Genomic DNA, 14,866 nt, shown 5'->3' with positions numbered 1-14,866 from the left:
CGCAGACCTGGAGCTCCCATGCCTTTCCTATCCCCCCGGCTCACCCCGCTTGCCCTCGCCGTGGCGCTCGCCCCCAGTCTCGGGGGCTGCGGAAGCCTGCGTCCCGACCGCGCCCTGGCGGTCGCTCCGGCCCTGGTCAGCCATCAGCTCTGCTCGGCGGTGTTCGTCGCCGGCCTTGAGCCCGAGCGCTACTTCCGCGAGGCGCTGGTTCCTGACCTGTCGTTCCTGAAGTCGCTGGAGCGCCACAGCATCGACCACGCCAGGGGTGAGGTCACCGCCAGCCTCGGCCCCTTCAAGGCCGTCGCCGTCCATCGCGGCGTGGAGGGCTGCCTGATCGCCAAGGGCAAGGTCGCGGCCCCGGTGGTGTTGCCGGCTCCCGCCCCGGCCCTGGCGCCGCCCATCGCCGGCGATGGCGTGGTGACCCCCACCGACCCCGCGCTGGCGGCCGCCCTCGACCGCGCCTTCGCCGAGCCTGACGAAGGGCCCCGAGACTTCACCAAGGCCGTGGTCATCCTCAAGGACGGCAAGGTGATCGCCGAACGCTACGCCCCGGGGATCGGCCCCGACACGCCCCTGCACGGCTGGTCCATGACCAAGTCGGTGACAAACGCCCTGCTGGGGGTCCTGGTCCAGCAGGGTCGCCTGAAGATGGATCAGCCCGCGCCGGTCCCGGCCTGGAGCGGCGTCGCCGACCCGCGCCACGCGATCACCCCCGACAGCCTGCTGCGTATGGCCAGCGGCCTGAAGTTCGGCAGCTCGCTCAGCCAGAACTGGACGACCGCCTTCGACCCCACCGCCCAGATGGTGTTCGCCCGCGACGACATGGCGGCGATGGCGCGGGCGGCGCCCGTGGAGGCCGCCCCCGGGGCCAAGTTCCAGTACAGCAACGGCAACACCCTGCTGCTGTCGGCCATCATCCGCGACGCAGCCGGCGGCGACGGCGCGTCGGTGACACGCTTCGCCCACGCCCAGCTGTTCGACAAGCTGGGCATGACCCGGCCGGTCCTGGAACTCGACGCGGTGGGAACCCCGATCGGCGCTAGCCACATGTGGGCCACGGCGCGGGACTGGGCCCGGTTCGGCGCGCTCTATGCCGACGACGGGCTGGTGGGCGGCGAGCGCATCCTGCCGGAGGGCTGGGTCGACTATTCCGCCCGGCTGACCCCTGGCAGCGAGGGGTTCGGATACGGCGCGGGCTTCTGGACCAACCGCGGGATCACCGGCCTGCCGGCCCAGCGGCGCGCCGGCATGGGCGCCGACTCGTTCATGGCGCGCGGCAGCCTCGGGCAATTCATCGTCGTCGTGCCCCAGGCCCGCCTGGTGGTGGTCCGCCTGGGGATCTCCCACACCCCCACGGAGTACATCGGCCAGATGAACCGACTGGTCGCCGACGTCCGGATGGCGACCCGGTGACCGAGGCCGCTCGGCCCCGCGACGGCAGGGCTATCGCCTAGGGAATGTGGCCTGGCGCCTGGGCGAAGGCGACACCCACGGCCGCTCCCGGTGAGGGCGCCGGCGGATCGACAGCCCTTCGGTCCGTGTTAAGGTCGAGGTCTGTACGAGGCGTGGGGGCCCCTGGATGGCTGTATCAGAGGGGGGCCACCGGCTCGCCGCCGTGGTGGTTGCACTGACGGCGGGACTGGCGCTTTTGCTGGGCGGCGCCGAGGCGGCGAACGCCCAGTCGTCCACCCCGCGCCAAGCCCGCGTGCCGTTCGGGCCGCCGGTCGGGGGCGATGGCTATACCGGCGGGTCGGTGGCGCTCCAGTATGCCTTCCTCAACTGTTTCGGCGAGTTGCACATCGCCTACGGCCTGGTCGCCGGCAGCGCCCAGGCCAGCGACGTCTATCTGATGGGCGGCAAGACCTATGAGGCGCGTGGGGGCACGCCCCAGCCCTCCAGCATCAAACTCAGCGGCACGGCGAAGCGACTAGGGTCGGAGGTCATCGGCCCGGTGGCGGACAACGCCGCCGGGCCCGCGCTCGGCCTCGGCTGCTACACGGGGCAGTTGATCCAGCTGGGGGTGCTGACGCATTGGCTGGGTCCCAAGCCGACACCCCAGCAGGTGACCAATTTCCTCAACACCCTGACCCTCGACGTCGCTCCCGGGGGCCCGGTGCGCGACTTCGCGCTGGAGGCCCGGCTGCGGTCGGAAGACCGCGGGCGGCAGGCGGCCGAGGCCAAGCGTCTGGCTGACGCCAAGCAGGCCCAAGCGGCGAAATCCGCTGCGCCTCCGCCCACGCGCGCCCCCGGCGGGGCCGCGCCGCAGGCCCAGGCCCCCGGTCCCCGCGCCCCTGGCGCACCCGCGCAACGGCCCCTGAGCGCCGCCGAGCGGGGCGACCGGGCGATCGCCGCCGACAAGGTGCTGGAACAGCAGCGGCGAGCCCAGGACCAGGAACGCCTTCGCCAGCAAATGGCCAATGCCGAAGCCGCGCGCCAAAGGCAGAACGAAGCCCTCGCCGCCGCCGCGCCGCAGATCATGGAACTCGGCGGGTCGCTGCAGGCGATGAGCGACAATTTCATGCAGCGGCGCTTTGAGGAGGGCCAGGCGCGGCTGGGCAATCGCTGCAAGCTGGCCAATGGGGCTCAGGCGCCGAAGGACGGTGACCTGCGGCTGGGCGCGCCGCTCAGGTCGGCGATCAGCACGGCGGACTGCGGCGACAATGTTGACGACCGCTACAAGGCGTTCCGGCTCGATTTACGGGAAAAGACGCGGGTTCGCTTCACCCTGACCAACACCCGCCCCCTGAGCCTGGCCAAGTTTTTCCTCCTGATCCAGAACATGCAAAATCAGGAATTCATGCGGATCAGTTGGGACGAATGGGCGCCGATACAGAGAACCGCCAGCAAGACGGTCGATCTGCCCGCCGGCGCCTATATCGTCCGGGTCCACAATGCGGGTTTCAATAACTCCTTTGAGTTGCGCGCCGACGCCCTGGACGCGGCCGGCCGGATGATGACCGCGGCGCCGGCCCCGGCCCCCGCTCCAGCCCCCGCCGCTGCCGCCGCCCAACTCAAGTCGCCCGCCCCGGGCGCGGCGACGGGCGGACGCCTGGGCGGACTCCTGGGCGGACTGGCCGGACGGCCCGCGCCGCCCGCCGCGGCCCAACCGGGCGCCGGGGGCGCCTATCTCGGCCTGACCGTCACCTTCAGCAAGGGCGTGGCGTTGATCCGGACGGTCGATCCTGCCGGCCCGGCCGCCCTGGCCGGGCTGAAGCCGGGCGACCAACTCGGCAATCTGGCCGTGGCGAGGATGCTCGGCATCAGCAGCTGGATGCCCGACAACCAGGCCTCCCTCGACGCCTGGCTGGCGCGCGAGCAGCCCGGCGCCAAGGTGGCGGTGGCCTATCGCCGGAACGGAAAGTCAGAGGGCGCCTTCGTGTTCCTGGGCAGGACGGATCAGGGCCCACCTTCCGTACGCGAGGCCCGACCGTTTTGAGAAACGGCAGGCCGATGTCGGGCGGCCCAGCCCGACGGCTCGGTCGCTCTACAGCTTGCGCGGGATCATCACCTGCATGGACTTGTAGCCCTTGACGAAGGTCGACGGGACCCGCTGGGGCTCTTCCAGGACCTTGATCTCGGGGAAGCGCGCCAGGATCTCTTCCCAGATGATCTTCAGCTGGAGCTCGGCCAGGCGGTTGCCGACGCAGCGGTGGACGCCGAAACCGAAGGACAGGTGCTGGCGCGGGCGCTCGCGGTCGATGAGGTAGTCGTTGGGCCGGTCGATCACCGTGTCGTCGCGGTTGCCGGAGACGTACCACATGACGACATTGTCGCCCTTCTTGATGGTCTTGCCGCCCAGTTCGTAGTCCTGGGTGGCCACCCGCTTCATGTGGGCCAGCGGGGTCTGCCAGCGGATGGTCTCCGAGACCATCGAGGGGATGAGGTCGGGATTGGCGCGCAGCTTGGCGTACTGATCGGGATACTTATTCAGGGCGTAGACCGAACCGGAGATCGTGTTGCGGGTGGTGTCGTTGCCGCCAATGGTCAGCAGGATGATGTTCCCCAGGTACTCGAACTGGTTCATGTCCTTGGTGGCCTCGCCATGGGCCAGCATGGAGACCATGTCGCCCTCGATGGGGTTGGCCTTGCGCTCGTTCCACAGGTTCAGGAAGTAGCCGGCATAGGCGCCCATTTCGGCGCGCTTTTCCTCCCAGCTATCGACGACGCCGTCGCCGGGCCGCGACATCACCGTGTCCGACCAGCGGGTCAGCTTGCGACGGTCCTCCTGCGGCATGCCGAACAGGGTGGCCAGCGTCATGGCCGTCAGTTCCATCGAGACCTTGTCGACCCAGTCGAAGGGCTCGCCGATCGGCAGGCTGTCGAGGATCATCCCGGCCCGCTCGCGGATCAGGGGCTCCATGATCTTCAGGTTGTGCGGCGAGACCGCCGGGCTGACGGTCTTGCGCTGCTCGTCGTGCTTGGGCGGGTCCATGGCGATGAACATGGTCGGCCCCGCGCCGCCGCCGAAGGCGCCGCCGGTCATCTGGGCGCCGCTGGCCACCAGCTTGGCGATCATCTCTTCGCTCGGACCGAGGCTGATGCCCCCTTCGGAGGAGAACACCGCGTGGTTGGTGTCGACCGCCATGATGTCGTTGTAGCGGGTGACCGCCCAGTGGGGCTCGAAGTCGCTGGCCGGCTGCCAGTGGACGGGGTCCTCGGCGCGCAGGCGCTCGAAGTAGGGCCAGATGGCGTCGGATTTGAAGAGGGCCGCGTTCGCCACGTTGAGGCTCTCGATCGGCAGGGAATAGACCTCGTCACGGGCGGTCTTGACGGTGGCGGCGTCCCGGGTGGCGCTCTCGCTCATGGCGGTGTTCCTCGCTTGGGCCAGGTCTCTGAAGACCCGTTGGCGCCAGGTCTCCCTGCTTGAACAGCGTTCGGCAAGCGCTATCCTGACGGGGGCGTCATTTTCTGCTGGCCCGCGGGGTTCACGGTGAGCGGGGCGGTCAGCGGCGTTGCATCACGGCGGCGTTGGCGCTTCTGTCTCTCCTGAGGATTGGCGAGAGCGGCAGGGGCGAATGACCGTACGAGCAGGCAGCTGCCTTTGTGGCGCGAGGGCCTACGAGATCGAGGGCGAGATCGACGCCGTCTGGGTCTGCCATTGCTCGCGATGCCGCAAGGCCTCGGGCTCGAGCGGCAATTCGATCCTCATCGTCCCGCGGGACCGGTTTCGCTGGGTGCGGGGGGAGGATCACGAGGTCACCTTCGCCCTGCCGTCCGGCTATTCGATCACCCGCTGCCGGACCTGCGGCGCCCCGCTCCCGGCCGAGACCGACGAGACGAACATCTATGTCACGGCGGGCAGCCTCGACACGCCGCTCGGCCGGGGCGTTCGCACCCACCTGTTCTGCGCCTCCCGGGCCGACTGGGACCGGGACGAACCCGATGTCCGCTATTTCGATGAGCGGTCGCGGTAGGGCGCCCTACCCCGCCCTTGGCAGGATCAGCGCCACCCTGAGCCCCGGGCCGATCTCGCCGACCTTGCCCGGCCCCTCCGCCAGCTCCAGCCGCCCGCCGTGGGCCTCGGCGACGGCGCCCACCAGGGAGAGGCCGAGGCCGGCGCCGGGTTGGCTGCGGCTGTTTTCCAGGCGGACGAAGCGTTCGACGACGCGGGGGCGGTCTTCCTCGGGCACGCCGGGGCCGGTGTCGGTGATGGAGAACTCGATCTCGCCCGACGAGCGGCGGCGCACGCGCAGCATGATGGCGCCGCCGGAGGGGGTATATTTCACGGCGTTGTCGAGCAGGTTGGCGAGCGCCTGGGCCAGGAACTCCTGGTTGCCGCGGGCCTGCAGCCCCTCGGCCATCTCGGCCTTGAAGTCGAGGCCGGCGTCCTCGCACAGGGGTTCGTAGAGCTCGGCGATGTCGGCGGCGAGCTGGGCGGGGTCGAAGAGGATCTGATCGGGCGCGGAGCCGGCGGCCTGCAGCCGGGCGATGGCCAGGACCGCGCCGAAGGTCTTCAGCACCCCGTCGGTGTCTTCCAGCGCCTGGCCCAGCGCCTGTTCCGGATCACCCTTGCCGGCCTCGACGTCGAGATAGGCCACCTCCAGCCGGGCTCGCAGACGGGTGAGCGGTGAGCGCAGGTCGTGGGCGATGGCGTCGCCGGCATGGCGGTGGCCGGCCATGGAGCGCTCCAGCCGGTCGAGCATCTCGTTGAGGCCCTCGGCCAGTTCGTCGAACTCGTCGCGGGTTCCGCGCACCTTGGCCCGCGCGCCGAGGTCACCGTTGCGCACCGCGGCGACCACGTCGGTGAGACCGGCCATGGAGCGGCTGACATTGCGGCTGACCAGCACCCCGCCCAGCAGGCCCAGGACGACCACAAGGGTGCCCGCGCCGCGCAGGGCGTTGACGATCTTGCCCACATAGGCCTGGTCCTCGGAGACGTCGGCCCCGACGAACAGGATCTCGCCGCCCTTCAGATGCTCCTGGAAGCCGCGGGCCGGGTGCTTGATGGGGCGGCCCTGGGCATCGAGATCGGTGACCGAGAAGCTGGCGCGGGCCGGAACGGCGTTGATGTCCTCCAGCGGCGACTCGGCGATGGAGCCGGAGATGCGGGTGCCGTCCGGCTTCATCAGCAGATAGAGGAAGGGCCGCTCGCTGGCGGCGCGCTCGATCAGCGACTGGTTGACGGCGTCGACCCCGGCCCGGTCATAGGCGGCGATCAGCGAACTCATCTCACGGGTGATGTCCTGGTCGGTGCGCCGCGTCGCCTCGCCGGCGGTGGCGACGTAGATATAGGCCAGGAAGGCGCTGGCCGCGGCCCCGAACAGGGCCAGGAACAACAGGGTCAGCCGGAAGGGCGTCGTCCGGAACAGCCGCGGAAGGCGCATGCCGGGGGACATCTAGGTGGCCAGTTCCGTGACTCTCCCCTTGCGGGAGAAGGTGGCGCGCGAAGGCGCGTCTGATGAGGGGTCGCGCTGTGTCCGATTGAGAGGCGCCAGGCTGTTCGTGTGGTTCGTGGACAATCTTGATGGGCCTCGCGGCCCTAACGCCTGACGAATTGGGACCACGAACCACACGAACCACACGAACGGAGGATCAGACCGAACTTCGGAGAGTGAATCTGGGTCCCGGCCTTCGCCGGGATGAGCGGTTGGAGGGGCGGCGCAGGTCATTGCAGAAGTCCGACCCTACGGCTCCAGGCGGTAGCCCGCCCCGCGGACGGTCTGCAGCATGGCCCGGTCGAAGCCCTTGTCGATCTTGGAGCGCAGGCGCGAGACGTGGACGTCGATGACGTTGGTCTGGGGGTCGAAGTGGTATTCCCAGACCTTCTCCAACAGCATGGTGCGGGTCACCGACTGGCCGGCGTGGCGCATCAGGAATTCCAGCAGCTGGAATTCGCGGGGCTGGAGGTCGATCTCCTTGCCCTGGCGGTGCACGGAGCGGCCGATGAGGTCCATCTCCAGCTCGCCGACCCGCAGCAGGGTCTGGACCGAGCCGGTCTCGCGGCGGCGCGACAGGGCCTGGACCCGGGCGCTGAGCTCCGCGAAGGCGTAGGGCTTGACCAGGTAGTCGTCGCCGCCGGCCTGGAGGCCCGCGACGCGGTCGTTGATCTCGCCCAGGGCCGAAAGGAACAGCACCGGGGTCTGGTCACCCTCGCGGCGGATAGTCTCCACCAGGGTGACCCCGTCCATCTTGGGCATCATGCGGTCGACGATCATCACGTCGAACTCGCCGCCGCGGGCCGCGGTAAGGCCCGCCTCCCCGTCGGCGGCGCGGACACAGGCGTGGCCGCCCTCGGTGAGGCCGCGATCCATGGCCTCGGCCGCTTCAAGGTCGTCCTCGACGATCAGAATCCGCATCGCAACCCCCAAATCAGTTTCCGCAGACTAGCCGGAAACCTTGAGCGGCAGGAAGGTGGTCCGGCCGGCGCGGTAGACGCCGATCAGGATGCTGGGCCGGCCGCTCTTTTTCGCGGCGTCGACAGCGCTGGAGAACTCCGACGCGGAGGTCACCGGACGGCCACCGGCCACCGTGATGACGTCGTTCTTGCGCAGACCGCGCTGGGCGGCGTCCGACGACTGGTCGACGCTGTCCACCACGACGCCGCGCAGAGGGGTGTCGATATTCAGGCGGGTGCGGGCCGCCTCATCCAGCGGGGTCAGCTTCAGGCCGAGCACGGCGGGAAGCTGCACCGACGGGCCGGTGGTCCCGCCGCCGCTGCGCGGGCTGCCGGAATTGTCGTTGGCGGCCAGCTCCTTTTCGGTCGGACGGACGCCCGAGCGGATGTCGACGGTCCTGCGCTTGCCGTCGCGGAGAACCTCGACGCGCAGGGTGTCGCCGGCGCGGGCCTTGGCGACTTCGCGGGTCAGTTCCGAGGAGGTCTTCACGGTGACGCCGTTGACGGCAACCACCACGTCGCCCGGCATCAGGCCGGCCTTGGCGGAGGGGCCGCCGGGGACCAGGTCGGCGACGATGGCGCCCTTCTGGCCGGGCATGTCGAGGGCGTCGGCCATCTCGGTGGTGAAGTTCTGGATCGAGGCGCCGATATAGCCCCGGGTGATCTTGCCGCCGGAGATCAGCTGCTTGGTGGTGGCGTCGGCCACGTCGGCGGGGATGGCGAAGCCGATGCCCACCGAACCGCCCGAGGGGGAGAAGATCGCGGTGTTGACCCCGATCACCCGGCCATAGACGTCGAAGGTCGGGCCACCGGAATTGCCCCGGTTGATGGGGGCGTCGATCTGGATGTAGTCGACGAAGGTCTCGCCAATGTCGCGGCCATAGGCCGAGATGATCCCGGCCGTGGCGGTGCCGCCCAGGCCGAAGGGGTTGCCGACGGTGATCACCCAGTCGCCGACGCGGGGCTTGGCGGAATTCTCAAAGTTCACGAACGGGAAGTTTCCGCCCTTGACCTTGAGGACCGCCAGGTCGGTGCCCTCGTCGCGGCCCACCACGACGGCGTCCAGCTCGCGCTCGTCCTTGAGCACGACCTTGATCTCGTCGGCGTTCTCCACGACGTGGTTGTTGGTGACGATGTAGCCGTCCGCCGAGATGAAGAAGCCCGAGCCGGAGGACTGTTGGGTCGGCAGTCGGGGCTGGCCCTTCTCGGTCTTGCCGCCCTCGTCCTCGTCATCGCCGTCCGGGACGCCACGCGGCACGATGTCGAAGGGCAGGCCGGGGATCTGGCGGCGCAGGGACGCGGCGTCGACCTTGGAGGTGACGTTGATGGAGACCACCGCCGGAGACACTTTCTCGAAGATGTCGGCGAAGGACAACGGCGCGCCGGGGGGCGGGGCGAAGATCGGGGCGGTGGAGGCCTTCAGCAGCATCGAGCGGTCGAGGGTGGCGTCGGGCTTGCCGACACCGGCGCCGGCGACAGCGGCGGTGGCGATGCTGACGCCGGCGATGGCGCCCCAGAGGTAGCCGTTCTTCTTCGAGGTCATAATGCCTTCAATTTTCCTGTGGACCCGTACCGGGCTCCAACAAACCTAGGTTCGATGCCTTAGAGCGCAACCCACGCGCAAGTTACGTTTAGGTCACGCTGCCAGCAGCAAGGCGACCGATATTGGGCGCAATCGTGTCACGTCTGTTCCTTGTCGGCGAGGGCGGCGAGGCGGGCCGCCTCGTCCTGCGACAGTTCGGCGTACGGGCGCGGGGCGCCAAGGTTCCGCAACAGCAGGAAAAGCCCCAGGATCACCACGACGAAGGGCGCGCCCCACAGGGCCGCGTTGCCCCAGGAGAAGGCGGGCTTGAGCAGCACGAACTCGCCGTAGCGGTCGGTGAGATAGGTGCGGACCTGGTCATCGGACCTGCCCGACTTGATCTGGTCGCGGACCAGGCGGCGCAGGTCGCCGGCCAGCTCGGCCGAAGAGTCGTCGATGGACTCGTTCTGGCAAACGAGACACCGGACCTCCGCGAAGATGGCCCGCGCGCGGGCCTCCTGGCCGGGATCGGGCAGGCGTTCTGCCGGATCAGAGGCCGCGGCGATGCAGAAGATCGCCGCGCAGATGGCCAGCAGCTTCCTCATGCGGGCAGAGCCCGGCGTCCGACGGCCAGCCGCAGGCGACGGTCGGAGAGCGAGATCAGGCCGCCCAGCGCCATGATGGCGGGACCCAGGAAGATCAGCAGAGCCCAGGGGTTCCAATAGGCGCGCACCAGCCAGACGTCGCCGGGGCGGCGCTCGCCCAGCACGACGTACAGATGGTTGAAGCCCTTTGTGCAGATGGCGACCTCCGAGGTGGTCTGGCCGCCGGTGGGGTAGAAGCGGCGCTCCGGCTTGGGCGTGCAGACCAGGGCGCCGTCCTTGCGGGCGATGATGGTGGCGCGCTCGGCGTCGTAGTTGGGGCCATCGCCCCCCTCGATGCGCTCCAGGGTCAGCTCATAGGCGCCGACATTAAGGGTTTGGCCAAGGGAGAGGGTCTCGGCGGCCTCCGACTTCCAGCTGGTTTCGAAACAGGCGCCCAGAACGAACACGCCCAGGCCCAGGTGGGCGAAGGTCATACCCCAGGCGCCGCGCGGCAGGCCGGTGAGACGACGCCACGTTTCGGCCCCGGAGCCGCGGAAGGCCCGCGTCCGCTCGGCCAGCTCCACCAGGGCGCCGACGATCAGCCAGACCCCCATGGCCAGACCGGCGCTGGCGAGCGCCTTGCGCGGGCTGACAGCGGCGAAGGCCAGCAGGCCTGCGCCGACCGCGATCAGGGCCGCGACCCAGAGCCGCTGGGCCACGCCGAGCGCGTCGCCGCGTTTCCAGGCCAGCAGCGGCCCGGCCGGCAGCAGGATCAGCAGGGCGGCCATCAGCGGGGTGAAGGTCAGGTTGAAGAAGGGCGGGCCCACGGAGATCGCCTCCCCCGTCGCGGCCTCGCGGATCAGGGGATAGAGGGTGCCCAGGAGCACGGTGACGGTGGCCGCCGCCAGCAGGATGTTGTTGAGCACCAGGGCGCTCTCGCGGCTGACCGGGGCGAAGACACCGCCGGGGCTGAGCGCCGGGGCGCGCCAGGCGAAGAGGGCGAAGCCGGCGCCGGCGGTGACTCCCAGGATCATCAGCAGCAGGACGCCCCGCGTCGGATCGACGGCGAAGGCGTGGACGCTGGTGAGCACGCCCGAGCGCACCAGGAAGGCGCCCAGCATGGAGAAGGTGAAGGCGCCGAGCGCCAGGAACACCGTCCAGCCGGCCAGGGCGCCGCGCTTCTCGGTGACGATGGCCGAGTGCAGCAGGGCCGTGGCGATCAGCCAGGGCATGAAGCTGGCGTTCTCCACCGGATCCCAGAACCACCAACCGCCCCAGCCCAGTTCGTAATAGGCCCAGAAGGCGCCCAGCGTGATGCCGACGGTGAGCAGGCTCCAGGCCATCAGGGTCCAGGGCCGGACCCAGCGGGCCCAGGCGGCGTCGGCGCGGCCCTCCACCAGGGCGGCGACGGCCAGCGAGAACACCACCGACATGCCGACATAGCCCGCATAGAGGAAGGGCGGATGGAAGGCGAGCGCCGGGTCCTGCAGCAGGGGGTTCAGCGAACGGCCTTCGATGGGAATCTGGACCAGCCGCTGGAAGGGGTTCGATGCGAAGACGGTGTAGGCGAGAAAGACCGTGCCCAGCGCGCCCTGGGTGGCCACGGTGACGGCCTTCAGGCCCGCCGGCAGGCCACGCTTGAAGCCGGCGACGGCGGCGCCGAAGCCGGTCAGGGCCAGGCACCAGAGCAGCATGGAGCCCTCGTGGCTGCCCCAGGTCCCGGCCACCTTGTAGAGCATCGGCTTCTCGGTGTGGGAGTTGGCCGCGACATTGGCCAGCGAGAAGTCGGAGGTGACGAAGGCGTGCATCAGGGCGGCGAAGGCCACGGCGACGCAGGCGAAGGCCGCGAGACCCGCGCCGGCGCCGGCGCCGGCCAGCACGCTGGCGCGCCGCCAGCGGCCGAGCACGGACAGCACCACCTGGGTCAGGGACAGCACCAGGGCGAGGATCAGGGCGAAGGCGCCGGTCTCGGCGATCATGTGACGGGGGACTTCTTGGGAGAGCCGTAGGTTGGGGCCGCGCCGTCGCCGCGCCATTCGCCCTGTTCCTTCAGGGCCTTGGAGACCTCACGCGGCATGTAGCGCTCGTCGTGCTTGGCCAGGACCTGCTTGGCCTGGAAGACCCCGTCCTGGCGGTAGGCGCCGGTGGCGACGATCCCCTGCCCCTCGCGGAACAGGTCGGGCAGGTCGCCCTGGAAGACGATGCGGTCGGCGGCGACCTGGTCGCGGACGGTGAATTCCACGCGGCCGTCGGGATGCTTCACCACGCTGCCCTCCTCCACCAGACCGCCCAGTTGGACGGTGCGGCCAACCGCCGGCTTGGCGGCGTCGGCCTGGCTGGGGGTGTAGAAGAAGGAGATGGAGTCCGAGAGGCCCCAGAGCGTCAGGCCAACGGCCAGGGCCAACACCGGGGCGATGGCCGCCAGCAGGGTCAGGCGGCGGCGCGCCTTGGGGGACTTGGGCAGCCAACCGCTCATCGCATGGGTTCCGTCTTGGCGGCCGCGTCGAGGGCCTGGAGCAGTTCGGGGTCGGCGGCGAACCGCTTGCGGGCGGTGGCCAGGGCCGTGTCGCGCTTTTCGGTGTCGCCGAGCACGGCGTAGGACTTCACCAGCCGCACCCAGCCTTCGCCGTCGGAGGGATCGGACTCAAGCTTGGCCGCGAGGCCTGCGACCATGCCGCGGATGGCGTCCATCTGCGGCGCGGGGGGCGCGGAAGCCGGGCCGGCCTCGGCCTGGGAAATGGCCGAGGCGAGCGCGCCACGGCGGGGATCGGTCATGGGCAGGTCGGCCTGCAGGGCGCGCCAGGCCGCGAGCCCGCCCGCCTTGTCGCCGGCGGCGATGCGCGCGCGCGCCAGGTGGAAGCGCGAGGTGACGGCCTTGGGATCGAGCTTCAAGGCCTGCTCGAAGGCGCGCCGGGCCTGGGGCGTGACCTCGCCGCCCCCCTGGGCCACCTGGGCTTCGCCCAGCAGCTCCCAGAGGTCGGGACGTTTGGGGGCCAGTTCGATGGCGCGACGCAGGGCGCGGGCCGCGCCCGACGGGTTGTCGGAGGCGGCATGGGCCATGGCCAGGTAGTGGAAGCCCTCGGGGTCCCTGGGCCGCTCCACCGTCATGGCCTGGAGGACGGCGGCCATTTCAGGCGCCGACAGGGTCGCGGGGTCGGTGGCGCGCCAGGCGGCCAACCGCGATTTGAAGGTCTGGTCGGGATAGGCGGGCGAGCCGACCCAGAAGTAGAGGCCAAGCGCGATGAGCGGGACCAGGCCGGCCACGGCCAGCACCGGCTTGCGAAGAGCGGCGTCGGCGGTCCACGGGCGGGCCTGCGCGTCGGCGGCATGGAGCAGGCGACGGGCGGCCTCGGCATGGGCGCCCTTGCGCTCGCCCGGGGCGATCAGGCCACGCTCAGCGAGGTCGTCGATCTCGGTGAGCTGACGGCGATAGAGGGCCAGCGTCGGATCCTGGGACCCGGCGTTCAGCGCGGCTTGCGCGGCGGCGTTCAGGACGAGGCCGGCCGCAGCGGCGGAGATGAGACCAGCGGCCACCCAAAAGGCGATCATGAGGGGCGTTTAGCGGAAACCGCGAGGGAGCGCGAGGGTCCGCATGGCGGAAAGCAGACGTATCTCAGGCCTGGCGAGGGTGGGAGGCGGACCCTATGCCGGTCAACCTCGCCACCCACCCACAGACGCCTTTGCCTAGGGGCTGGGGGTGGACGCCAGCGGCCGCCAGACCTGCTTGCCGCACCATCGCGCGACGCATCCCGAGACGCGCGCCGATCCACCGCCGACCCGGATCGAGCCCCTATAGGTCTTGCCGTCCACAGGGTTCAGCATCGTCCCGTCCCGCCAGGCGCCGCCGCGCCAGACGAAGCCCTCGAGGATCTCGGCGCCGACCATCCCCTGCTTCACGCGGCTCTCATCCCAAACCCAGAGCAGCCGCCCGCACAGCTTCGACCCGTCTTCCGCGCAGGGACCAAGCCTGACGACCCCGCCGAGCCCTTCGGCCGCCCAATCCCGCGTGAACGCCGTCATCGTCTGGGCCTGGGACGGTGAAGGCGCGGTGATCAGCAGTGACAATCCGAGGATCGCCGCCAAAGCGGGCTTCATTGACGGTGCGCGACCGGCCGCCCTGGCGAACCGCGCCAGATACTCGGGATGCTCGGTGCCCATCCACCGATCCCACCAGGTGAAGTACAGGCCGTAGTTCCAGCCCGCCTGCGCATGGTGCAGGTCATGGTGGGTGACGGTGGTCAGGAACGGCATCAACGGCCGTCCGTCCCGGCGCGCCGGAAACAGCTCGTAGCCGCAATGGCCGATGGTGTTGCGGAAGATCTGGTGGATCATGAACAGACCGATCACGCCCCAAGGCGTCGGCGTGGCCAGCATCCACAGCGGGACGAAGGCGGCCTGCACAGCGGCTTCAGCCAGATCGAAACTGTAGGCCGTGAACGGTGACGGGTTGTTCGATCGGTGATGCCGGCGATGGAAGGTGCGGAACAGGGCCGGCTGGTGCATCAGCCGGTGCGCCCAGTAGAACCAGGCGTCGTGCGCCACGATCATCAACCCGAGCGACGCCCAGAACCACACCGGTCCCAGGCGTTCCGCCACCGCCGGACCCCAGACCAGGCCGACCCGATCCAGCACGGCCAGCGAGAGGCCAACCGTGGAGAAGATCGCCACGGATCGGAGGGAGATGAGAAATTCGACGATCATACGCCGCACAGGCGGCCGTTCGGCCCTGAGCTTTCGCCCGGCCAGCGGCCGCGCGAGGACGATCCAGAGCGAAAACCAGGTCGCGATCGCGAAGACAGCGTAGCGGATCAGGTCACCGTTCAGTAGGCGCAGCCATTCGCTGGCCAGTTCTTCGATATGGGACATGGGATAGGCCTCCTTTGAGGACCCGTCCCTGAACTCGCCGCCGCGCCGCCGCTCGCCGTG

12 protein-coding genes are annotated in these 14,866 nt (G+C 69.9%); 3 read left to right on the top strand and 9 right to left on the bottom strand.

Annotated elements, in window-relative coordinates; genetic code table 11:
- The first annotated feature begins 18 nt into the window (after positions 1 to 18).
- Complete coding sequence (locus Q7J39_RS13785) at positions 19 to 1,413, top strand: serine hydrolase (RefSeq protein ID WP_304825978.1); 1,395 nt, start codon at positions 19 to 21, stop codon at positions 1,411 to 1,413.
- A 166-nt stretch (positions 1,414 to 1,579) separates the two neighbouring features.
- Positions 1,580 to 3,436: a hypothetical protein gene (locus Q7J39_RS13780; protein ID WP_304825976.1), complete on the top strand. Its 1,857-nt coding sequence runs from the start codon at positions 1,580 to 1,582 to the stop codon at positions 3,434 to 3,436.
- Between the two features lie 48 nt (positions 3,437 to 3,484).
- Here the strand turns inward: Q7J39_RS13780 and Q7J39_RS13775 are convergent, their stop codons facing one another.
- Positions 3,485 to 4,804, bottom strand: a complete 1,320-nt coding sequence (locus tag Q7J39_RS13775) for a cytochrome P450 (protein WP_304825973.1) — start codon at positions 4,802 to 4,804, stop codon at positions 3,485 to 3,487.
- A 211-nt stretch (positions 4,805 to 5,015) separates the two neighbouring features.
- Here Q7J39_RS13775 and Q7J39_RS13770 point away from each other — a divergent pair, with 211 nt between their 5' ends.
- The gene (locus tag Q7J39_RS13770; protein WP_304825970.1) at positions 5,016 to 5,414 is read left to right on the top strand and encodes a GFA family protein; all 399 of its coding nucleotides are present in this window, start codon (positions 5,016 to 5,018) and stop codon (positions 5,412 to 5,414) included.
- 6 nt (positions 5,415 to 5,420) lie between these two features.
- On the opposite strand, the gene Q7J39_RS13765 is transcribed toward Q7J39_RS13770, so the two are convergent.
- The 8 genes from Q7J39_RS13765 to Q7J39_RS20905 form a co-directional block, all read right to left on the bottom strand.
- Positions 5,421 to 6,824, bottom strand: a complete 1,404-nt coding sequence (locus Q7J39_RS13765) for a HAMP domain-containing sensor histidine kinase (RefSeq protein ID WP_304825967.1) — start codon at positions 6,822 to 6,824, stop codon at positions 5,421 to 5,423.
- 300 nt (positions 6,825 to 7,124) lie between these two features.
- Complete coding sequence (locus tag Q7J39_RS13760; RefSeq protein ID WP_304825964.1) at positions 7,125 to 7,796, bottom strand: response regulator transcription factor; 672 nt, start codon at positions 7,794 to 7,796, stop codon at positions 7,125 to 7,127.
- Between the two features lie 27 nt (positions 7,797 to 7,823).
- Positions 7,824 to 9,377, bottom strand: a complete 1,554-nt coding sequence (locus Q7J39_RS13755; protein ID WP_304825961.1) for a Do family serine endopeptidase — start codon at positions 9,375 to 9,377, stop codon at positions 7,824 to 7,826.
- A 137-nt stretch (positions 9,378 to 9,514) separates the two neighbouring features.
- On the bottom strand, positions 9,515 to 9,961 hold the full coding sequence (locus Q7J39_RS13750; RefSeq protein WP_304825957.1) for a cytochrome c-type biogenesis protein: 447 nt from the start codon (positions 9,959 to 9,961) through the stop codon (positions 9,515 to 9,517).
- Positions 9,958 to 11,919, bottom strand: a complete 1,962-nt coding sequence (locus Q7J39_RS13745) for a heme lyase CcmF/NrfE family subunit (protein ID WP_304825954.1) — start codon at positions 11,917 to 11,919, stop codon at positions 9,958 to 9,960. The genes Q7J39_RS13750 and Q7J39_RS13745 overlap by 4 nt, the downstream gene beginning before the upstream one ends.
- Positions 11,916 to 12,416, bottom strand: a complete 501-nt coding sequence (ccmE, locus tag Q7J39_RS13740; protein ID WP_304825951.1) for a cytochrome c maturation protein CcmE — start codon at positions 12,414 to 12,416, stop codon at positions 11,916 to 11,918. Before ccmE ends, Q7J39_RS13745 begins: the two co-directional genes overlap by 4 nt.
- Positions 12,413 to 13,489: a c-type cytochrome biogenesis protein CcmI gene (ccmI, locus tag Q7J39_RS13735; RefSeq protein ID WP_304825948.1), complete on the bottom strand. Its 1,077-nt coding sequence runs from the start codon at positions 13,487 to 13,489 to the stop codon at positions 12,413 to 12,415. The genes ccmE and ccmI overlap by 4 nt, the downstream gene beginning before the upstream one ends.
- Positions 13,490 to 13,624: 135 nt before the next feature.
- The gene (locus tag Q7J39_RS20905; protein WP_370690068.1) at positions 13,625 to 14,806 is read right to left on the bottom strand and encodes a sterol desaturase family protein; all 1,182 of its coding nucleotides are present in this window, start codon (positions 14,804 to 14,806) and stop codon (positions 13,625 to 13,627) included.
- Positions 14,807 to 14,866: the final 60 nt, after the last annotated feature.

It is taken from the genome of Phenylobacterium sp. (genome assembly GCF_030651185.1).
Lineage (GTDB): Bacteria > Pseudomonadota > Alphaproteobacteria > Caulobacterales > Caulobacteraceae > Phenylobacterium.
The sequence above is the reverse complement of the archived record's forward strand: the minus strand, read 5'-3'. Positions and strand labels throughout refer to the sequence as shown.